This is a genomic window from Streptomyces ferrugineus (assembly GCF_015160855.1).
Lineage (GTDB): Bacteria > Actinomycetota > Actinomycetes > Streptomycetales > Streptomycetaceae > Streptomyces > Streptomyces ferrugineus.
Genome location: NZ_CP063373.1, coordinates 504,572 through 523,048, shown reverse-complemented (window position 1 = coordinate 523,048; position 18,477 = coordinate 504,572). Strand labels below are relative to the sequence as shown.

At 68.1% G+C, this 18,477-nt stretch carries 19 protein-coding genes and 3 pseudogenes; 15 read left to right on the top strand and 7 right to left on the bottom strand.

What is annotated here, in order from left to right; all coding sequences use genetic code 11:
* The 4 genes from IM697_RS02500 (at position 1) to IM697_RS02485 (ending at position 3,785) form a co-directional block, all read left to right on the top strand.
* Positions 1 to 1,230, top strand: coding sequence for an MFS transporter (locus IM697_RS02500; protein ID WP_194044262.1), 1,230 nt, complete (start codon positions 1 to 3; stop codon positions 1,228 to 1,230).
* A 35-nt stretch (positions 1,231 to 1,265) separates the two neighbouring features.
* Positions 1,266 to 2,450 carry a GNAT family N-acetyltransferase gene (locus IM697_RS02495; RefSeq protein WP_194044260.1) on the top strand — a complete coding sequence of 395 codons (1,185 nt, stop codon included), beginning with the start codon at positions 1,266 to 1,268 and terminating at the stop codon, positions 2,448 to 2,450.
* 4 nt (positions 2,451 to 2,454) lie between these two features.
* A complete protein-coding gene (locus tag IM697_RS02490; protein WP_228044876.1) occupies positions 2,455 to 3,156 on the top strand; it encodes an HAD family hydrolase in 702 nt (233 codons plus the stop codon).
* Between the two features lie 239 nt (positions 3,157 to 3,395).
* Positions 3,396 to 3,785 (top strand): hypothetical protein, encoded by a 390-nt coding sequence (locus tag IM697_RS02485; RefSeq protein ID WP_194044255.1) that lies wholly within the window; start codon positions 3,396 to 3,398, stop codon positions 3,783 to 3,785.
* 352 nt (positions 3,786 to 4,137) lie between these two features.
* On the opposite strand, the gene IM697_RS02480 is transcribed toward IM697_RS02485, so the two are convergent.
* Complete coding sequence (locus IM697_RS02480; RefSeq protein ID WP_194044253.1) at positions 4,138 to 4,785, bottom strand: TetR/AcrR family transcriptional regulator; 648 nt, start codon at positions 4,783 to 4,785, stop codon at positions 4,138 to 4,140.
* A gap of 141 nt (positions 4,786 to 4,926) precedes the next feature.
* Between IM697_RS02480 and IM697_RS02475 the strand changes: the two genes are divergently transcribed.
* From IM697_RS02475 to IM697_RS02460, 4 genes and pseudogenes are all read left to right on the top strand, one after another.
* Positions 4,927 to 5,865, top strand: a complete 939-nt coding sequence (locus tag IM697_RS02475) for an MBL fold metallo-hydrolase (protein WP_194044245.1) — start codon at positions 4,927 to 4,929, stop codon at positions 5,863 to 5,865.
* Positions 5,866 to 5,991: 126 nt separating this feature from the next.
* Entirely contained in the window at positions 5,992 to 7,593 is a 1,602-nt protein-coding gene (locus IM697_RS02470; protein ID WP_194044243.1) for an MFS transporter, read from the top strand.
* Complete coding sequence (locus tag IM697_RS02465) at positions 7,590 to 8,534, top strand: fumarylacetoacetate hydrolase family protein (protein WP_194044242.1); 945 nt, start codon at positions 7,590 to 7,592, stop codon at positions 8,532 to 8,534. The genes IM697_RS02470 and IM697_RS02465 overlap by 4 nt, the downstream gene beginning before the upstream one ends.
* Positions 8,535 to 8,608: 74 nt before the next feature.
* Positions 8,609 to 8,955 (top strand): annotated as a pseudogene (locus tag IM697_RS02460) (CoA transferase subunit A); the annotation flags it as partial.
* Here IM697_RS02460 and IM697_RS02455 read toward each other — a convergent pair.
* Together IM697_RS02455 and IM697_RS02450 are read right to left on the bottom strand one after the other, a co-directional pair.
* Positions 8,948 to 9,116: pseudogene (locus tag IM697_RS02455) on the bottom strand (winged helix-turn-helix transcriptional regulator); the annotation flags it as partial. The pseudogenes IM697_RS02460 and IM697_RS02455 sit on opposite strands and share 8 nt — an antisense overlap.
* 78 nt (positions 9,117 to 9,194) lie before the next feature.
* The gene (locus IM697_RS02450) at positions 9,195 to 9,731 is read right to left on the bottom strand and encodes an aldo-keto reductase family protein (protein WP_194044241.1); all 537 of its coding nucleotides are present in this window, start codon (positions 9,729 to 9,731) and stop codon (positions 9,195 to 9,197) included.
* On the opposite strand from IM697_RS02450, the pseudogene IM697_RS44445 reads away from it, so the two are divergent.
* Positions 9,685 to 9,837: pseudogene (locus tag IM697_RS44445) on the top strand (site-specific integrase); the annotation flags it as partial. The gene IM697_RS02450 and the pseudogene IM697_RS44445 overlap by 47 nt on opposite strands.
* A gap of 358 nt (positions 9,838 to 10,195) precedes the next feature.
* Complete coding sequence (locus tag IM697_RS02445) at positions 10,196 to 10,951, top strand: class I SAM-dependent methyltransferase (protein ID WP_194049551.1); 756 nt, start codon at positions 10,196 to 10,198, stop codon at positions 10,949 to 10,951.
* An 11-nt stretch (positions 10,952 to 10,962) separates the two neighbouring features.
* On the opposite strand, the gene IM697_RS02440 is transcribed toward IM697_RS02445, so the two are convergent.
* The 3 genes from IM697_RS02440 to IM697_RS02430 all read right to left on the bottom strand — a co-directional run bounded on the left by IM697_RS02440 (position 10,963) and on the right by IM697_RS02430 (position 13,271).
* Positions 10,963 to 11,184, bottom strand: a complete 222-nt coding sequence (locus IM697_RS02440; RefSeq protein ID WP_194044240.1) for a hypothetical protein — start codon at positions 11,182 to 11,184, stop codon at positions 10,963 to 10,965.
* Positions 11,185 to 11,191: 7 nt separating this feature from the next.
* The gene (locus IM697_RS02435; RefSeq protein ID WP_194044239.1) at positions 11,192 to 11,653 is read right to left on the bottom strand and encodes a hypothetical protein; all 462 of its coding nucleotides are present in this window, start codon (positions 11,651 to 11,653) and stop codon (positions 11,192 to 11,194) included.
* A 964-nt stretch (positions 11,654 to 12,617) separates the two neighbouring features.
* Positions 12,618 to 13,271 (bottom strand): TetR/AcrR family transcriptional regulator, encoded by a 654-nt coding sequence (locus IM697_RS02430; RefSeq protein WP_228044468.1) that lies wholly within the window; start codon positions 13,269 to 13,271, stop codon positions 12,618 to 12,620.
* Positions 13,272 to 13,409: 138 nt separating this feature from the next.
* On the opposite strand from IM697_RS02430, the gene IM697_RS02425 reads away from it, so the two are divergent.
* Together IM697_RS02425 and IM697_RS02420 are read left to right on the top strand one after the other, a co-directional pair.
* Positions 13,410 to 14,180, top strand: a complete 771-nt coding sequence (locus IM697_RS02425; protein WP_194044237.1) for an SDR family NAD(P)-dependent oxidoreductase — start codon at positions 13,410 to 13,412, stop codon at positions 14,178 to 14,180.
* A 118-nt stretch (positions 14,181 to 14,298) separates the two neighbouring features.
* Positions 14,299 to 15,237, top strand: a complete 939-nt coding sequence (locus IM697_RS02420; protein ID WP_194044235.1) for an aldo/keto reductase — start codon at positions 14,299 to 14,301, stop codon at positions 15,235 to 15,237.
* A 297-nt stretch (positions 15,238 to 15,534) separates the two neighbouring features.
* Here IM697_RS02420 and IM697_RS02415 read toward each other — a convergent pair whose 3' ends face one another.
* Positions 15,535 to 15,945, bottom strand: coding sequence for a winged helix-turn-helix transcriptional regulator (locus IM697_RS02415; protein ID WP_194044233.1), 411 nt, complete (start codon positions 15,943 to 15,945; stop codon positions 15,535 to 15,537).
* Positions 15,946 to 16,064: 119 nt separating this feature from the next.
* Here IM697_RS02415 and IM697_RS02410 point away from each other — a divergent pair, with 119 nt between their 5' ends.
* The 3 genes from IM697_RS02410 to IM697_RS02400 all read left to right on the top strand — a co-directional run bounded on the left by IM697_RS02410 (position 16,065) and on the right by IM697_RS02400 (position 18,311).
* Complete coding sequence (locus tag IM697_RS02410; RefSeq protein ID WP_194044231.1) at positions 16,065 to 16,778, top strand: DsbA family oxidoreductase; 714 nt, start codon at positions 16,065 to 16,067, stop codon at positions 16,776 to 16,778.
* 56 nt (positions 16,779 to 16,834) lie between these two features.
* Positions 16,835 to 17,479: an FMN-dependent NADH-azoreductase gene (locus tag IM697_RS02405; protein WP_194044229.1), complete on the top strand. Its 645-nt coding sequence runs from the start codon at positions 16,835 to 16,837 to the stop codon at positions 17,477 to 17,479.
* An 82-nt stretch (positions 17,480 to 17,561) separates the two neighbouring features.
* Positions 17,562 to 18,311 carry an NAD(P)-dependent oxidoreductase gene (locus IM697_RS02400; protein WP_228044467.1) on the top strand — a complete coding sequence of 250 codons (750 nt, stop codon included), beginning with the start codon at positions 17,562 to 17,564 and terminating at the stop codon, positions 18,309 to 18,311.
* Positions 18,312 to 18,477: the final 166 nt, after the last annotated feature.

Sequence of the window (18,477 nt, the reverse complement as noted above, 5' to 3'; positions counted from 1 at the left end):
ATGGGCGAGCGTGCCGGTTTCCGCGTGCTCTTCGCCCCAGGGCCCTTCCGTCGGTTCTTCGCTTCACGTGCCATCTCTCTGCTCGGCGACGCGGTGGTGCCCACCGCACTGGCTCTGGCGATGACCGAACTCGGTTATTCCGCAGGTTGGTTGGGGGCCATACTGGCTGCCGCGATCCTGCCCAAGGTTGTCTTCCTCGTCTTTGGAGGCATCGCCGCCGATCGGATGGCCAAACGCCCCCTCATGGTCGCCTCGTCGATCGTTTGCGGAACTGCCCAGATCACCACCGTGGCCGTTCTGGTCAGTGGGGCCGGCATCTGGTGGGCCCTGGTCTGCCAGGGCATCTACGGAGTGTCCGTCGCCGCCGGTCATCCCGCCACGTTCGGCTACCTCCCGCACTGCGTCTCCCCCCGGCATCTGGGCGCCGCCAACGCGTTGATGGGTGCGTGGACCGGTGGTGCCGCTCTGCTGGGCCCCGCGATCACCGCCGCCTGTTTCGCGCTGGGCGATGCGGCCTGGGCTCTCGCGTTCGATGGCGTCTCCTTCCTCCTGGCGGCCGCCCTCCTGTGGGGGCTTCCTCGCGGCGCGGCCGTCGGTGCCGACGCGGACCGTGTGGGCGTGTCTGCCCTGCAGGACGGCTGGCGGGCCATGCAGAAGCTTCCCTGGCTGCTCCGGATGACCGCCGTCGACAGCAGCATCCTTCTGCTGGTCTCCGCGCCGTTCATGGTCCTGGGCCCCGCTCTTGTGTCACAGCGCATGTCGGCGAACAGCTGGGCACTGCTCATGCTGCTCTTCGCAGCGGGCGAACTCGTCGGCAGCCTCGTGAGCGGAAAGCTGTCGCTGCCCCGGCCCATCCTCGTGGCCGCGCTGAGCCTGCTCGCCATGGGGCTTCCTCCCATGTTTCTCGCGGCAGGCGCCGGGCTCGCGTCATTGTCGGTGGCGCAGGTACTCGCCGGCGCTTCGGTGGGGATCTACGGGGTCTTGGTCACCACAGCCGTCCAACAGGCCGTGCCCCGAGAACACCTCTCCAAGGTCGGCGCGTTGTCCTCTGTCGGGTCATTCGCCTTCCTCCCCCTGGGCTACGTGATGGCACCGCTGATCGCAGCTCTGACCGGGCCCACACCTCTGCTGTGGGCCGCTGCGGCATGGACCGTCGTTTCGGTGGCCGCACTGGCTTCTGACCAGCGACTGCGTAGGTTCCACAGCCCAAAGGGAGCTCTGACGCACTGATGCGCCCCAGCATCTGGACAACGGCACGAGAAGCCATGGCGCACAGCAGCAGCAGTGCGCGGGACCGCGACAGCGGCCTGCATCGGTCGCTGGCGTGGCTGGAGGCGGAGGAGGGGCGCGTCAGCCGGGAGGCGTTCTATGTCTCCCTGGCCGGCACACTTGCCAGCTGCTACCCCCTGCCCCACACCGCCCTCCACCGCACCTATGCGACCTGGGAGATCCTTTGTGGAGCACCCGTGGAGGAGCTGATCCGGCAGTTGCCGCAACGGCAGCGGGAGTCCGCCGAGGCAGAGCTCGCCTTCGTACGCTCCCGCCTGCCCGCCGAAGCGACGGATACGCTCGCCGTGGTCACACCCGGATGTGTCTTTCCTGGCGTGTCCCTCTCCGCAAAGCTCACCGCCGACGACTTGAACCTCCTGGTCGGCGCGGTGGAGGCGCAGGCCCAAGACCTCGGGTTGCCTGTAGTCGAGTTCGGACACCTCCGGGACGACACCGCCGCGGACCGCACACTGCACGAGACGCTCCAGGCCCGCGGCTACAGCGCGGTGACAGTGGGTGCGGACGCAGTCCTGGACACATCGCCGTACCCAGACCTGGACGCCTACTTCTCCGGCTTCCCCTCCCACCGTCGCAAAGTCATGCGCAAGGAACGCAGACTCTTCGAGGGCACACACGCCACGGTTCGCGTCGACGGCCCCGCGGGCCTCACCGACGACCTCGTCGCACTCCAACTGGCCCGTTACCGCCGTTACGGCCAACGGGCCGACAGAGACGCGGTACGAGACCGCTTCGCCCGGGCATCCAAGATCCCCGGGCTCAAGGTCCTGCGTGCTGACGTCGAGGAACATCTCCTCTCCGCCACCGCACCGGCCGGCCCCTTGGGATTCGTCGCGTTCTACGAGGATCACAGGACACGGAGAATCCTGACGCGGCTCGGAGCCTTCAGCGAGTACGGAGCCGCCTACTTCAACATCGCCTACTACGAACTCATCGCGCATGCCGCACGGACAGGCGGCATGCGTATCCACTACGGCGACTCCACCTACCTGGCGAAGACCCTCAGGGGATGCAGACTCACCCGCCTCACCTCCTACTTCCGCGCTACCGATGAATCGCTCCATGACTCGCTCGCACGCGCAGGACGGTTACGGACGGCCCTGGAAGAGCAGCAGTTCGCCCAGGCCCTGCCCAAAGTGAAAGGAAGATCCGTTGAAGCCTGACGGTGTGCTGTTCGACGCTGCGGGGACCCTCTTCGACCTGGTGCCTCCCATCCACGCCGTCATCGCGTCGTCCGCGGCGCGCCACGGTCACCAGTGCGCCCCGGATCACGTGGAACGCGCTCTCGGCCACGTGGGAGGCACCCTCGGCTGGCCTGATGACGAGCCCGATTCCGCCGGCCGTATGCGCGCGTGGACGGTCTTCGCACGCAGGATCATCGGCGAGGCAGGTCTGCACGCTCCCGAAGCGACCCTCCAGCAGATAGCCGAACAGGCCGCCGCCACGATCCTGGAACCGGCCAACTACCAGGCATTTCCCGATGCTGTACCACTGATCGAACGTCTTGCAGCGGCAGGCATACGCATCGGCATCGTCTCCAACTTCGACGACCTGCTCTTCGACATCCTCGACTGCACCGGGCTCGGCGCGCTGTTCGAGACCGTGCTGACGTCCTACCGCACCGGGATCAGCAAGCCGGATCCACGCATCTTCCACCTCGCGGCACGAGCCATACGGGCTGAACCCGCGGCCACCTACTACATCGGCGACTCGGTCTATTCGGACATGGGAGGAGCCCATGCCGCAGGACTGCACGGCGTCCTCATCGACCGCGACGGCAAGCACTCCGCCTACTCCGGGGCGAAGATCGTGTCACTGATGGACCTGCAACTGGATCTCGACCGCCAACAGGCGCCGCATCAGAAGTGACGACGAGGCGCTCACGCAAGAGCGCCAAAACCTCGCAGGTCAGAGGCCGTTTACCTCCCCCGCCACCGGTAAGCCCTGTGGGACTCGAACCCACAACCAATGGATTGAGAGTCCTGGCGTGATCTTGCTGGGTGGCCTGGTCAGGATAGCGGCGGCTCATTGCGCAGTCTTCTCCGTGATGACCTGTGCGGCTCCGTCCGCTCACGCATCGCTCACGACCACACCACCAGGAGGAACCAGTGTCATACCCGCAACTGCTCACCCCCGAGGAGAAGCTCGCCGAAGCGAAGAAGCTCCTGAGCCTCCCGCGCATCGTCGTGATCTGCGGCTCCACCCGCTTCATGACCGAGATGAACGAGGCCGATCTGCGGGAGACCAAAGCCGGAAAGATTGTCGTCAAACCGGGCTGTGACATGAAGTCGCCGCACGAACTCTGGTCCGATCCTGTCGAGGCCGAGGCGCTGAAGGTTCGACTCGACGATCTGCACCGGGCGAAGATCCGCCTCGCTGATCAGGTGCTCGTAGTCGGCGACTACATCGGAGACAGCACCCGAGCCGAAATCGCCTACGCCCGGTCGCTGGGCAAGCCCGTGCGGTTCACGCACCCCGAAGTCGACCCTGACGCCTGACCGCCCGCTGCCACCTCGACAACCAGGGCAGGCAGCCCACCGCCTGACCGTCTCGCGGTGGCTTCGGCCGCCGCCCATCCCACACCCTCCCCAGGCATCCCATGGAATTGATGACTCTGCCTTCGACACCGTGATGGGGCGACCGGCGGGTAAGGGGTTGGGGGCGTGAAGTACTGGCTGATGTTGGCCGAGAGCAGGACATGGACGTACGCGCAAAAGCGGGTCTTCGAAGTTGAGCGGTGCGCTGGCTCGGTCTGCTGACCGGGCGTCATTATTTGTGTTGGGTGGGCTTGCTTGATTGTTTGATGGGGCCCACCGGCCTTCTGCCTCAAGGCGGCGGTGAGGGGAACCGTCAGGGTTCCCCGGCATGTGCCTCGTCGGCAAGAAGGCCCAGCAGGATGATGTCGAGCGCCCCGGAGAGGCGCTCGTGCAGGTCGAACGGGGCCGGTTCCTCGCGGATCCAGCGCAGGATCGTCGAGAAGTAGCAGGCGGCCAGCAGTTGGCCGGCCTGGTCGCAGTCGACGCCCGCCCTGATCTCCCCGCGTTGCCGCCCCTGCTCGACGATCCTGGCGAGTTCGATTTCCAGGGACGGGTCCTGCAGGAGGTGCCCGTACCGCGCTGAGGCATCCATCAGGACGGTGGTCTCCGCGCGGGAGGCGACGTTGAGGTCGCCCATCTCCTTCAGGTAGCGGCGCAGCCGGTCGCCGACCGGCAGGTCCTCGGCGTGCTCCGCGCCGAGAATCTCGGCGACGCGGGCGCGGCGGCGGACTCCCCATTCCTCGAGAAAGCCGACCTTCTGCGCGAAGTGGTTGAAGACGGTCGCCCGGGCGACATCGGCGGCCTCGGCGATCTGCTCCATGGTGGTCGCCTCGTATCCCTGGGCGACGAAGAGACCAACCGCCGTCTCATACAGCTGGTCGTGCAGCTTTCGACGCCTGCGCTCCTGGCGCCCGACGGCCGCGCCGCCCTCGGAGGCGGATGCCGCGTCCCGGATCTTCATGGCCCCCAGTACAACACAGGGCCGCACGACTCTTGACCCCTCCCCGGCACCTATCTAGATTCCTCTCCACTGATGGACTCCAGTCCATCAGTGGATGCAAGTCTCGCGCTACTGATCGCGGGACGCTGACAAGGAGGCAACGTGGCTTCCGTGACATCCCGGACGGGCCGTATCGAGCTCGGACACGGCTGTTACGCCTGGATCGCGGGCGATGCCGGATGGGGCATGAGCAACGCCGGGCTGATCACCGGCCGGGGCGCGTCGCTGCTCGTCGACACCCTCTACGACCTGCGGCTGACCAAGACCATGCTCGACGCGCTGACGCCCCTGACCGCCCCGGCACCGATCTCCACCGTGGTCAACACCCACGGCAACGGCGACCACTGGTTCGGCAACCAACTCGTGTCCCACGCCGAGATCATCGCGGCCCGCGGGTCCGTGGCGGACATGCGCCAGGTCGGTCCGGCCGAGATGCTGGCGCTGACCAGTATGGACAGCCCCGCCGGACACTTCGCGCGACGGATCTTCGGTCGCTTCGACCACACCGACATCGAACCCGCCCTCCCGAACCGAATCTTCGACGGCGAGACCGTCCTCGACATCGGCGGGACGGAGGTCCGCCTCATCGACGTGGGGCCCGCGCACAGCGCCGGAGACACGATCGTCCACGTGCCGCAGGCCCGGACCGTCTACACCGGCGACATCGTCTTCGCCGGAGCGGCTCCGGTCGTCTGGCACGGTCCCTTCGCCCGCTGGCTCGCCGCCTGCGACCTGCTGCTCGGCCTCGACGCCGACATCGTCGTACCCGGCCACGGCCCCGTCACCACCAAACAGGCCGTCCGCGAGATCCGCGACTACCTCGAATACGTCCACGAGCAGGCCACCGCCCGCTTCACCGCCGGCATGCCCGCCATGGACGCGGCACGCGACATCCGCCTGGGCCGCTTCGCCGACCTGGACGAGAGCGAACGCCTCGCCGTCAACGTCCACACCGTCTACCGGGAGCTCGACCCCTCACTGCCCCCGCTCGACGGCCCCGGCCTGTTCGGCTGCATGGCCGAGCTCTGCCCCCGCGTCTGAGAACGCTCCCCGCCCGCCCTGACGAGGCCCCACCCTCCGCCGACCGGCGCACCGCCCCTCCGGTACGCGCAGCTCCCCACCATCCCCCTCGGGCCGTACATCCCGCCAACCCTCCAAGGAGGAGACATGGTCTCCACCCCTGCCTACGACCCACCTGCCGCCCCGCCGTCCGATGTAGCACCGGCCGCTACGGCGCGCCACACCGGCACGATCATCGCCGGCTGTCTGGCCGTCTGCCTGGCCCAGATCGGGCTCGTCCTGCCCGCCGCGATCAACGGCGTCATGCAGCGCACGCTCCAGACGTCCGGCGGAGAACTGACCTGGATCAGTGACGCCTTCCTGGTTCCCGCCGCCGTCCTCGCGCTGACCTTCGGCGTCGTGGGCGACCTGTACGGCCGCAAGAAACTGGTGGTCGGCGCGGCACTGCTGTCCGCCGTCGGCTACGTGGTGTCCGCCACCTCCGACTCGGCAGCGCAGCTGATCACCGGGCAGGCGATCTCCGGCATCGGAGCCGCCGCGCTCTTCCCCGCCTCCCTGTCCATGGTCACCGCCATCACACCGACACCGGCCGCGCGAGCCAAGGCCCTGGCCTCCTGGACCACGGCCCTGTCGCTGGGTGCCCTGATCGCCCCGCTGATGTCCGGCGGCATCGTCGAGCACGCCTCCTTCCAGTGGGCGTTCGGCGTGACCGGCGTGCTCGCTGTGATCACCGCGGTGGCGGCCTGGCTGCTGGCCACCGAGTCCAGCGCCCCCGAGGGCCGTTCGCTGGACTGGCCGGGGCAGATCACCATCGCCGTGGCCATGCTCACCCTGCTGTACGGCATCATCCAAGGCCCCTCGGACGGTTGGGGCTCGGCACCCGTCGTCGCGTCGTTCGTCGCCTTCGTCGTGTTCATCGTCGCGTTCGTGACGGTGGAGAGCCGTAGCGCGTCTCCGATGCTGCGCCTGGAGCTGTTCCGCATCCCGGCCTTCGCGGCGTCGGCCGCAATGGCGGTGATCGGCATGTTCGGCTTCCTCGGCGGCGCGTACGACCTGAGCATCCGCCTTGGCGTCATCCAGCACCAAAGTCCCTTCCAGGCCGCGGTGCCCTTCCTGGTCATCCAGGGCATCACCCCGTTCATCTGGCCGTTGCTGGTCCGCTTGCTGCACCGCGTCGGCCCGGGCCCCATGCTGGTCACCGGGTTCGTCTCGCTGGCCGGCGCCCAACTGTGGCTGCGGGCGGTGCCGATCCACGAAAGCGGCCTGATCCCCCTGCTCGGGCCGCTGGTGCTCAACGGTGTCGGCTTCGGCCTGGTCGTCGCTGCCCTCACCGCCGCCGCCGTCAACGTCGTACCGCGGAACTTGACCGGCATGGCAGCCGCCACCACCAGCCTGGTCCGTGACCTCGGCCAGACCCTCGGCCCGGCCGTCGTCGGCGCCGTCGCCCTCGGCATGGCCGCGAGTCAGCTCACCGGCAGCCTCGCCGACGCAGGCCTTACCCCCAAGGAGCACGGCATCGCCTCCGCCATCCTGCACGAGGGTGGCCCATTGGCCCTGCACACCGCAGACCTGGGCCCGCTCAGCGCCAAGCTCGCTCCCTACACCACAGACGCCCTGGCCCAGGGCTACAACAACGGGCTGATCCTCACAGCAGCGGCCTGTGTGACCGCCGCTGTGATCGCCGCCGTGTTCGTCGGCTTCCGACACAGCGGCACCGCGCCGGCCGAGGAGGAGGGGAACGCGGCGTGAAGTTCGCGAGCTTCGTCCACGACGGGAAACGGCAGTCGGGAGTCGTCGCCGACGACCAGCTCCACCCCTTCGAACACCCCGTCGACCTGCTGGACCTGATCGTGGAGGGCGAGGAGGCCCTGCGCGAGGCGGGAGAACGCGCCCTGCACGCCTCCCTGCCCGTGCCCCTCGCCGACGCGCGGCTGCTGCCCCCGCTGCAGCCGCCCACCGTTCGCGACTACATGACCTTCGAGAACCATGTCGCGGGCGTCGCTCGGGGATACGGCGACACCGTCCCCGAGGAGTGGTACGTCGCACCCGCGTTCTACTTCACCAACCCCTACGCGGTGATCGGCGCCCACGACGACGTGCCGGTACCGCCGGGCTGCGGGCGCTTCGACTTCGAACTCGAAGTCGCCGCCGTCATCGGCAAGGCGGGCCGGGACCTGACCCCCGAGCAGGCGCGCGACCACATCCTCGGCTACACGATCCTCAACGACTGGTCCGCCCGCGACCTCCAGGGCCGCGAGATGAGAGTCAAACTCGGCCCGGCCAAGGGCAAGGACACCTCCACCACCCTCGGTCCTTGGCTCGTCACCGCTGACGTTTTGGAACCCCACCGCAACGCGGAGGGCTTCCTCGACCTTGCCCTCACCGTCGCCGTCAACGGCGAGACGGTCGGTCAGGATCGACTGGCCAATATGGCCTGGACGTTCGAGGAGATGGCCGCGTACGCCTCCCGCGGCACCTGGATCCACCCCGGCGACGTCCTGGGTTCCGGAACCTGCGGCAACGGCGGCTGCCTGGCCGAACTCTGGGGCCGAGGCGGAGTGCTGGAACCCCCGCCGCTCGTCCCCGGCAACACCGTCACCATGACGGTCGAGGGCATCGGCACCATCAGCAACACCGTCGTCGAGGGCGTCGCTCCCGTGCCGCTGGCCTCCGCCCGCCGCAGGAGCTGACCACCGTGCGATGAACTCTGGCACCACCCCGGTGCCGGACACCGCGTCCGGCACCGGAAAAAGGCATGAACACCGTGGCCAAAGTCATGGCCTCGGCCGCCGAGGCAGTCGCCGACATACCGGAAGGGGCGTCGCTGGCGGTGGGCGGCTTCGGGCTGTGCGGCATACCCACCGTGCTTTCGACGCCCTGCACGCCCAGGGCGCCGACGGACTGCGCGTGGTCTCCAACAACTGCGGCGTGGACGGCCAGGGGTTCGGCCGCCTGCTGGCGGCCGGCCGAATCGCCCAAGTGACCGGCTCCTACGTCGGCGAGAACAAGGAGTTCGCCCGCCGGTACCTCGCCGGTGAACGGGAGGTGGAACTCACCCCGCAGGGCACCCTCGCCGAACGGCTGCGCGCCGGTGTTCCTGCGGTCAGGACCGGGCTGCTGGTGCCGCGGCACGGGATCGGTGCTCACGGATCTCGTCATGGTGGTCGGCGGCCCAGCCGACCCAGGGATGTCACGATCTCGTGGAGGCCGCGGCCCAGCGGGGTGAGGGAGTACTCGACGCGCGGTGGAACCTCCGCGTAGGCGGTGCGGGTCGGTGTAGCGCAGCGGGCCGGCCTCCAATGGAGCACGCGAGAGCCCTGGCGGTACGCATGCGCTGGGCGGTGGCGTCGTCAGGCGCCGAGAACATCGATCACCTCGTGCAGGGTCTTGTCCGGGAGCGGCGGCAGAGCGAGAACGTGCTGGGCGGCCTGCCAGTGTTGCGCACGCCCGGCCCCCAGGATGACGTGCTTGACCCCTGGGGTGGACGCGGTGACGCGCAGCGCGGCCTCGGCCGGGGTGGTGCCTGGGTCGATGAGTTGGGCGAGTTCGTCGGTGACCATGGCGGGCAGTTCTCCGCTGTGCAAGGGCGCGGAGATGAACGTGTCCAGGCCGGCTGCGGTCGCCTCGGCGAGAGGGCCGGTGCCTTCCAGGGCCTGCGCGACCGGCTTGAGCATGACCAGCGAGACGGGGAACTGGACGGCGGCCAGATGGTGGCCGGGGCCTCCGCAGCGTGCGGCGATGTCGAGAAGGTCAGCGACAGTGAACGCGTCTTCGAAGCCGGTCCAGGTGGCGACGCCGTAGTCTCCGATCCGGCCGGCGCGGGCTTCGACTTCGAGGGCGGTGAAGGAGACCCTGCGGCACTCCACCATCACCCTGACCTCGGACACGTACACGAGCCTGCTCCCCGAGCTGGACCGTGAAATCGCCGAGAAGGCAGCGAATCTGGTCCCCCGGTCACGTCCGGCAACCACCGATTCGTCTGCCACAGAGTGACTGAAGGCGCTGGTGGGTTCTGACCACGGTTGCCTAGGCAACTACGCCAGCCACAGGCCACCCGCTCCGTCGGTGGATTTGATTGCGGTCCGGGCCAGCTGTTAGTAGGGCTCGTTGGGGAGCCGCCGGGCAAGTACCCACTCCTCGTCCCCGACACGACAGGTGATGACCAGTCGAACGGGGTGACCACGGTACTCGTCCTGCCAGGTTTCCATCGTCTTACCCTCCATCCAGTGGCCGGGCCTGGTCCGCTCCATCTGGAACGGGTGGCCCCTTGCGAAAACCATTGGTGCCCGACTTGCTCCGCTGATGGACTGACGTCCCGCCGTGAGTCTGCCGCGTGACGGAGGTAGCGGTTGTGACAGGTTATGACGTGCTTGCCGAGGTGTACGAATGGCTCATCTCGGATGCAAAGTTGCCTCCAGCCGAGTTCGCTGCGTCGTTCGACGACGTCCTCAATCTCCTGCCGTCGAACGCTCACGTCCTCGACTGTTCGTGCGGAACCGGACAGTTGGCGGTTGGCCTCGCCGGTCGTGGCATGCAGGTTGCCGCAACTGACGCCAGCGAGGCGATGGTTCGTCGGACTGCAGAGTTGTCTGAGGAGTTCGGGGCATCCGTCCGGGCCGTACGGGCGAACTGGGAAGAGTTGCCCGACCATTTCCAGGACAACACGTTCGACATGGTGTTCTGCGTTGGCAACTCGCTTCACCATGCCACGGGCGCGACAGGCAGGGGTGCTGCTCTGGAGTCGATGTCACGGCTTCTGCGCCCCGGCGGACGCTTGGTACTCACATCCCGCACTTGGGAACTCGTGAGGGCCAGAGGTTCCCGGCTGGACATCAGGGACCGACTCGTCCGCCGAAACGGTCGCGATGCCGTCGTGGTCTACCGCTGGGAGATTGCGCCGCATTGGGAGGAGGAGCACCACATCGAGATTGCGATCGCGCAAGTTGATGCGACCGGGTTGGTTCTTGTCCGCTCGGAACTGCTGTCCTGCTGGCCCTACCGGTACGAGGAACTCGAAGTCGAGCTGCACCGGGTCGGACTCCAGACGGAACTGAGCACATTCGATCTTGAGGCCGAGAACTACATGGTGGTCGCGAGCAAGGTATAGACACCGGAATCTCAGTCCCTGGCCGGACCGCGCGGTTGCTCGCAGGACGCTTGCGCCCTCTCATCGGTGACGAGGAGTGCTCGTCGATCAGACGGCGGTAGATCCGGGGTGACGGTGTGGCGCTGTTTCCTGGTCGCATCCAGATCAATGAGCAGGATCTCGTCGATCAGCGGCGTGAACGGATCCAGCTTCGACGGCCGCGCCGAAGCGGTGTCGTGCGTGGCTGCGGCCAAGCCGAGGTCAGGGCCTTGTTGACCGTGCTCCAGGTGACGCCGTACTTGCAATGCAACGCCGGTTCGACATGCCATCGCGGGAGTCGCGCCGCAGCGCGGCGTACAACTCGACCTTCGACTGGCAAGGCAGCATCGGGGGTGCTAATGGAGCAGGCCCCAGCCCCGAGCAGCCGCTCTCACCGGCACTGCCTCCGGTGGCCATGAACTCGCTCTCGCGCCCGTCGGGCATGCGAAGGATTCCAGGCGCCGCATCGAACAGGTCGACACCCTCTTCGTCGCGCACGAGGGTGATGCTCCCTGCCCAGGTGCTGTGACGGTCGTAGCTGAAGTTCTCCACCGTCGAGGGGTCCAGACGCAGTACGAGCGACGCGATGACAGAGACCTCCTTGCCATCAGGGAAAACGACCGTAGCTGGCCCGACATCACGAGGGCGGCCGTCGTCGGGATGGAAGGGGGGTCGTGACGTCATGGCGCGAGGGTAGCGCGGGTCATGGCAGCGCCCGAGCCGACCGAAGCCGACTCAGGCGCTGCGTAGCAGGTCAGAGGGCATATCCCCCGCCTACCAGCCGTAGGCCCTGTGGGACTCGAACCCACAACCAATGGATTAAAAGTCCTGGCCAAAGCTTGTTGGGTGGTTCCGGACGGTTCTTCGGTGTCCGGAACCACCTGGTCAGGGCAAGTAGTGACCGACGCGTGGTCTGACCAGTGATGGCTGCTGCTTCGCCGTCCGCTCACGCATAACACGTCGGGTGACCAGCAGTTTCCCAAGGATCTGCAGTCGTCTCAACGGCCAACGAACGGTTCCTCAAGCCAGCCTTCGGAAGCGCCCCTGTACCCGCCCCCCATCCAGCCCGATGCGCCCGAGCCGGTGTACTGGGCCATCCCACGCCACCAAGCCAGCGACGATGGCGAACTCGTGGTGGCTGTGGTGTTCATCGTGTCGTGGCCGAATCCGCCGGATCCCATGGCCGTGCACTTCGACGAGGGAGGAGACGCCAACCGTTCCGCCTCCCCGGTGGAGATGCTGCTGATCTCCGAACTGACCTTGCTCACCCTCGGCTTGGGGCTGTCCCGGGGGGACGGTACAGAGGTCGCTCGCGTTACGGACGATCTATGTCGCTTCTGCGGCTGCGGCTGTCTCCCTGGGGTATCTCTTCACGGTGGTGGCGCTGGCGAACGCAGATGCGGGCACCGCTGACGACGGGCGGATGCCGTTGTGGCACTTGGGCGTTGCTGCGGGTTTGGCTGTGGCCGCTGCTGGCAGGGCGCGGGTGCTGATGCCTCGGGAGCGCCCCGGTGCCGCCGACCGCGGTTGAGAGCCCCCGGCGGCATGGCCACCTCGTGATCTCAGGTCTGACCGTGGCGGGCGACGGTTCGGCCAGCGGCTTGTAGGTGTCGAAGTCCGGGCCCCTGAGGGCACGACGGACCAGGCGCTACGGCGCGGGCGGCGTGATGGCGGCGGCTGACAGGGCGAGCAGGAGAGGCTTGGTCAGGACGGTCATCTCAAGTGGTGTTCGCGGGCATCCGCGCTGCAGCCAGTCGCTGGCCACCCCCAGGAGCGCACCGGCCGCGAACGCCGCAGGGACGTCGTGGGGGAGGTCGGAGGGATCGGCCGTGTCCGGCGGCGGGGTGTCGGCCGTGGCGCCGAGGTATGCGGAGGAGTGCGCGGCCGCCGTGGTGCGCAGACGTACGTGCTCGATGACGCGGGCGCTTCCCGTCGGCCCCAGCAGGCCGCGGTACAGGCCCGCGTGCTCGGCGAGATGCTCGAAGAAGGCCGTCAGTACGGGATCCGGGTCCACCGGATCCTCCGGGGGACCCGACGGGTTCGCCCGGGCGGGGTCGAGGGCAACGACGAACCCGATCATGTCGTCGATCATCGAAGTGCAGGCGTCCTCGACCAGTTCGTTCACGTCCTGGTAGTGGGCGTAGAACGTCGAGCGGTTCACGTCGGCCCGGTCGACGACGTCGGCGACGCTGATCTGGGAAACGTCCCGCTCCTCGACGAGATCGATCACGGCGCTCTGCAGAGCTGCCCGGGTGCGTCGCACACGTCGATCGCCCGGCACTGCGCCGCTGCTCTTGATCATGGCCATGCTCCTCAGCCTACCTTCCCTCACACCAACATAGACAACATCCTGACGGTTTTCCAACATGATGTTGGAAAACCGACAGAGCGCTGCCTATAGTTGGTCCTGCCACCGTCACCGCCAGAGAGGAAGAGGGACATGCGAGGACTGCAGGGCAAGAGGATCGTCATCGCCGGGGGTGCCGCCGGGATCGGCGCGTCCACGGCCGAGCGGCTCACGAAGGAAGGCGCCTCAGTCGTCATCGGCGACCGGAACCTTGATGCCGCACAGACCACGGCCAAGCGCCTCAACGAAACCGGCGGCACCGCGCTCGCCGTCGAGTTCGACCTCGCCGACGAGAGCTCGATCCAGGCGCTCATCCACACGGCCGTCACTGAACTGGGCGGGATCGACGGGCTGTTCAACGTCGGCGCCGACCTCTCCCCCCAGAACCTGGGCCGCGACACGAACCTGCTCGACATGGACCTGGCCGTATGGCGCCGCACCTTCGAGGTGAACCTGTTCGGCTACGCCCTCACCTGCCGCGCGGCCATCCCTCACCTGCTGGCTCAGGGCGGCGGCGCCATCGTCAACACCTCATCGGGTTCGGCCTGGATAGGCGAGCCCGAGCGACCCGCCTACGGCGCGTCCAAGGCCGCCATCAACGCGCTGACCCGGCACATCGCCTCCGCCTGGGGCAAGCAGGGCATTCGCTGCAACACCGTCGCCCCCGGCGTGACCATGACCGAAACCGCGCAGCAGCAGGCCGGCGAGGAGCTCAAGGCCATGGTCCTCGGGATGGTCCGCAGTCCGCGCCTGGGCCTGCCCGCCGACCCGGCCGCCGCCGCCACCTTCCTGCTGTCCGACGACGCGACCTGGGTCAACGGGCAAGCCTGGTCGATCGACGGCGGCATGACCATCCGCGACTGAGGTGCCCTACGCAACGTCCGAACCACCGCTTCCGGTCCGGCGCATTGAACGCGACGCCTCCGTCGCCGCACTGGTGCGGTTCGGCCCGAACAGTTTGATTTGATCAAGGGAGTACCTCATGCAGACCAGGACACTGGGCGCCCAGGGCCTGACCTTGTCGGCCATCGGCTACGGCGCGATGGGCACCGCCTTCGCCTACGGCCCCTCGGACGACACCGAGTCGATCGCCGCGATCCGCCGCGCCCACGAACTGGGCGTCACCCACTTCGACACCGCCGAGCTGTACGGCTGGGGCGAGGGCGAGAAGCTGCTCGGCCACGCGCTCGCGCCGATCCGTGACGAGGTGACGATCGCGACCAAGTTCGGTTTCACCGAGACCTGGGGGACCAACTCGCGGCCGGAACATATCCGTGAGGTGGTCGACAACAGCCTGCGCAACCTGAACACCGACACCATCGACCTGCTCTACCAGCACATGCCCGACCCGAACGTCCCCGTCGAAGACGTGGTCGGTGCGATGAAGGAGTTCGTCGACGCCGGCAAGGTCAAGTACCTCGGCCTGTCGAACGCCGACGAGGACACCATCCGCAGGGCTCACGCGGTGCACCCGATCTCGGCCCTGCAGAACCAGTACTCGATCTTCGCCCTCGACACCGAGCCGCTGTTCCCGGTGCTGGAGGAACTCGGCATCGGGTTCGTCGCCTACTCGCCGATCGCACGCGGCTTCCTCAGCGGCGGCGTCAAGTCCATCGATCACTATGACGCGAACGACTTCCGCCGGCAGCTGGCCTGGTGGAAGCCGGAGAACTTCGACGTCAACGTCGCCATCGTCGAGGAGCTGACCAAGTTCGCCGAGAGCAAGGGCGCCACGCTGTCGCAGCTGGCGCTGGCGTGGCTGCTCGCGAAGAAGGACTACATCGTCCCCATCCCCGGCTCGCGCAACCTCGACCGCGTCACGGAGAACGTCGCCGCGGCCGAATTCACGCTGCCCGCCGAGGACCTCGCCCGCATCGCCGAGATCGCCCCCGTGGGCGGCATCGGCGGAAGCCGGGACTGACACCGCCCACACGGACAGCCTGCCCGAGCCATCCGGCACGGGCAGGCAACCCACCCGAGCCAGGAGCGCCCCCTCGCCCCCGGATCCGCCCACCGCCACGGCAGCAGGCACGCCTCGAAGAGTGGCCAGCGGATCAAACGCAAGGCATCGCCTCCGGCCAGATCATCAGCCGGAACGCCTGCGTGTACGTCTTTCCTGCTCGGCGCCGGCGTCGGCATGACGACGCACACCCTCGTCCTCACCACGCAGAACGACTTCCCCCTGGCCGGCACCGACAGCCGCTCGCTGACCCTGCGGTCAGGACCCGGCTGCCGCTGCCGCGGCGCGGGCCCGGTGCTCGCGGATCTCGTCATGGTGGTCGGCGGCCCAGCCGATCAGGGACGTCACGATCTCGTGGAGGCCGCGGCCCAGCGGGGTGAGGGAGTACTCGACGCGCGGCGGAACCTCCGCGTAGGCGGTGCGGGTGATCAGACCGTCCTGCTGGAGCTGGCGCAGTGTGAGGGTGAGCATCCGCTGGGAGATTCCGGGGACCTGGCGCTGCAGGTCGGTGTAGCGCAGCGGGCCGGCCTCCACGACCGCGATGACGAGCAGGCTCCACTTGTCGCCGACACGGTCGAGGACCTGGCGGATGAAGGCCATGTGCTCGGCGGGGATGCGGGCGCAGGGCCCCGCCGCTGCCGCGCCGCCCGAACTGCTCGTGACCTCCATGACGCACATTCCTCTCCGGCACGAACACCAATGTGCCTTTTGTATCGACTTCCATACTGGCCCATCATGGCGCTACGAACAAAACGTAGGAATTGAAGCGCAGGCATGGGAGGCGCGTCATGAAGATCGAGATCTGGGCCGAGGTCACCTGCCCGTGGTGTGGGCTTGGCAGCCACCGTCTGGACCGGGCCGTGGAGCGGTTCGAGCACGGCGATGAGGTGGAGGTCGTCCACCACTCGTTCCCGCTGAGCAGTTCGTTCCCCGTGGGCGAGATCTTCAGCGTCCGTGACGCGCTGTTGCGCCGGCACGGCATGGACGCCTCCCAGGCGGAGGTGTCCACGCGTCGGATCGAGGCGCTGGCCGAGTCCGAGGGGCTCAGCCCCTACAAGGTGCTGGACAACCTGGTCGGCAACACCGACCTGGCGCACGAGTTCCTCGCCCACGCCTCCGCCGAGGGCAGGAACCGCGAAGCCTGGGACGCGATCTTCCGCGCCTACTTCGGTCAGGCCCGCCCGGTCTTCAGCCTGGACGACCTGCTCGACCTGGGTCAGCAGATCGCTCTGGACCGGGAGGGCACCCGCCGGGCGCTCACCGAGCACCGCTACCAGCGGCAGGTCCGCGACGATGCCGCCCGCGCCCAGCGCCTGGGTGCCACGGGCGCGCCCTTCATCGTCGTCGACGGCAAGTACGGCATCCCCGGGGCCCAGGACAGCGACGGCCTTCTCGACGTGCTGCGCACGGCCTGGGACGAGTCCCACCCGCTCACCCCGGGCACCGACGACGACGCTCCGGTCTGCGGCCCCGACGGCTGCGCCGTACCGGCCCACAGCTGACCTCCACCCTTCGCTCCCCGACTCACCCTTGATCGTTTTGAAAGGCTGATTCCTCCATGTCGTACCTGCTGCACATCGATGCGTCCTCGCTCGGCGAGGCATCCGTCTCCCGTCAGGTCGCCCGGTCCTTCCGTGACGAGTGGAAGGGCGCGGTCGTCCACCGTGACCTGGCCGTCTCCCCCGCCCCGCACCTCAGCGCGGCGGGCATCACCGCCCGCACCACCGACCCTGCCGAGCGCACCCCCGAGCAGGCGAAGGCCGCGGCGGTCCAGGACGAGTTGATCGAGGAATTCCTCGGCGCCGACGCCTACCTGTTCACCGTGCCGATGTACAACCTCACGATGCCGTCCGTATTCAAGGCATGGCTGGACCAGATCATGGTCAACGGCCGCACCCTGAGCTTCGACGGACCTCCTCCCACCGTCGGCCGCCCGGCCGTGCTGATCTCCGCACGTGGCGGCGGCTACGGCCCCGGCGCCCCCAAGCACGGCATGGACCATCTGGTGCCGACGCTGGAAACCGTCCTGGGCCACCCGACCAACCTCGGCCTCGACCTGACGACGGTCCTACCCGAACTGACCATGGCTCCGCACGTGCCGGCACTGGCCCCTCTCCTCCCCCTCCACGAGGCGTCGCTGACCGACGCCCACGCCCAGGCACGCGGCCTGGCCACGGCCATCGGCGGCCGGCAGGCCGCCTGACCGGCCTCGACCGTCTCCCACCCCGGCCGGGCCGGTCCCGAAAGAGCCCGGCCCGGCCGGTCCCGAAAGGCAATCGATCACCATGTCCCACCTGCTCATCCTCGGCGGCACCGGTCGCACCGGCATCCACGTCCTCAACGAGGCCGCACAGCGCGGCCACCGCGTCCGGGCCCTCGTGCGCAACCCCGACGCCGTCCAGGCCCCGGCCGGCGTCGAACTGATCCAGGGCACGCCCGCCCACATCGACGACATCCGCAAGGCCGCCGACGGAACGGAGGCGGTGCTCAGCGCGCTCAACAACTCCCGCGCCTCCGACAACCCCTGGGCCAAACCCGTCAGCCCGCCCATGTTCATGACCGACGCCACTCGCAACACCCTGACCGTGATGAAGGAGGAGGGCATCAACCGGATCGTCCTGACCTCCACGATGGGCGCCGGAGACGACTGGGCCCGGCTCAACCCGGTGTTCAAGGCCCTGATCAAGGTCTCCAACCTCAAGGCCGGCTTCGACGATCACCACGGCGTCGACCAGCTCCTGCGCGCCTCCGACGTCGACTGGACCCTCGCCCGGGCCGTCGCCCTCACCGACAAGCCGATGAGCGGCTCTCCGCGCGCCGCCGAGGCCGGCACCGAGAAGCCGGGGATGCGGATCAACCGCGCCGATCTCGCCCGCTTCCTCCTCGACACGCTTGAGCAGGACACCTGGACCCGCAAAGCCCCCCTCGTCTGGAACGCACGAGGGATGACCCGCCCCATGCTCCACATCCCCGTCATGCGCAACAGCTTTCGGACCTTAGGCGCGCCGTCTATCGACGGCGAGCCTGCTCCCTGAGCTGGACCGCGAAATCGCCGAGAAGGCAGCGAAACTGATCCCCCCGATCGCGTACGGCAGCTGCCGATTCGACCGCTCAAGCGGCACCCGAACCGCAGGCCACGCCCACATCCGCTCACGCAGTGGCTCGAAAACGAAGCAGCGCCCGACCCGACCGAAGCCGACT

Bases quoted from the DNA above. Each gene is read 5' to 3' on its own strand.
- IM697_RS02405 (WP_194044229.1), top strand. From the start codon at position 16,835: ATGTCGTACCTGCTGCACATCGATGCGTCCTCGCTCGGCGAGGCATCC.
- IM697_RS02500 (WP_194044262.1), top strand. From the start codon at position 1: ATGGGCGAGCGTGCCGGTTTCCGCGTGCTCTTCGCCCCAGGGCCCTTC.
- IM697_RS02425 (WP_194044237.1), top strand. From the start codon at position 13,410: ATGCGAGGACTGCAGGGCAAGAGGATCGTCATCGCCGGGGGTGCCGCC.
- IM697_RS02495 (WP_194044260.1), top strand. From the start codon at position 1,266: ATGGCGCACAGCAGCAGCAGTGCGCGGGACCGCGACAGCGGCCTGCAT.
- IM697_RS02435 (WP_194044239.1), bottom strand. From the start codon at position 11,653: ATGACGTCACGACCCCCCTTCCATCCCGACGACGGCCGCCCTCGTGAT.
- IM697_RS02415 (WP_194044233.1), bottom strand. From the start codon at position 15,945: ATGGAGGTCACGAGCAGTTCGGGCGGCGCGGCAGCGGCGGGGCCCTGC.
- IM697_RS02410 (WP_194044231.1), top strand. From the start codon at position 16,065: ATGAAGATCGAGATCTGGGCCGAGGTCACCTGCCCGTGGTGTGGGCTT.
- IM697_RS02470 (WP_194044243.1), top strand. From the start codon at position 5,992: ATGGTCTCCACCCCTGCCTACGACCCACCTGCCGCCCCGCCGTCCGAT.
- IM697_RS02420 (WP_194044235.1), top strand. From the start codon at position 14,299: ATGCAGACCAGGACACTGGGCGCCCAGGGCCTGACCTTGTCGGCCATC.
- IM697_RS02480 (WP_194044253.1), bottom strand. From the start codon at position 4,785: ATGAAGATCCGGGACGCGGCATCCGCCTCCGAGGGCGGCGCGGCCGTC.
- IM697_RS02400 (WP_228044467.1), top strand. From the start codon at position 17,562: ATGTCCCACCTGCTCATCCTCGGCGGCACCGGTCGCACCGGCATCCAC.
- IM697_RS02430 (WP_228044468.1), bottom strand. From the start codon at position 13,271: ATGATCAAGAGCAGCGGCGCAGTGCCGGGCGATCGACGTGTGCGACGC.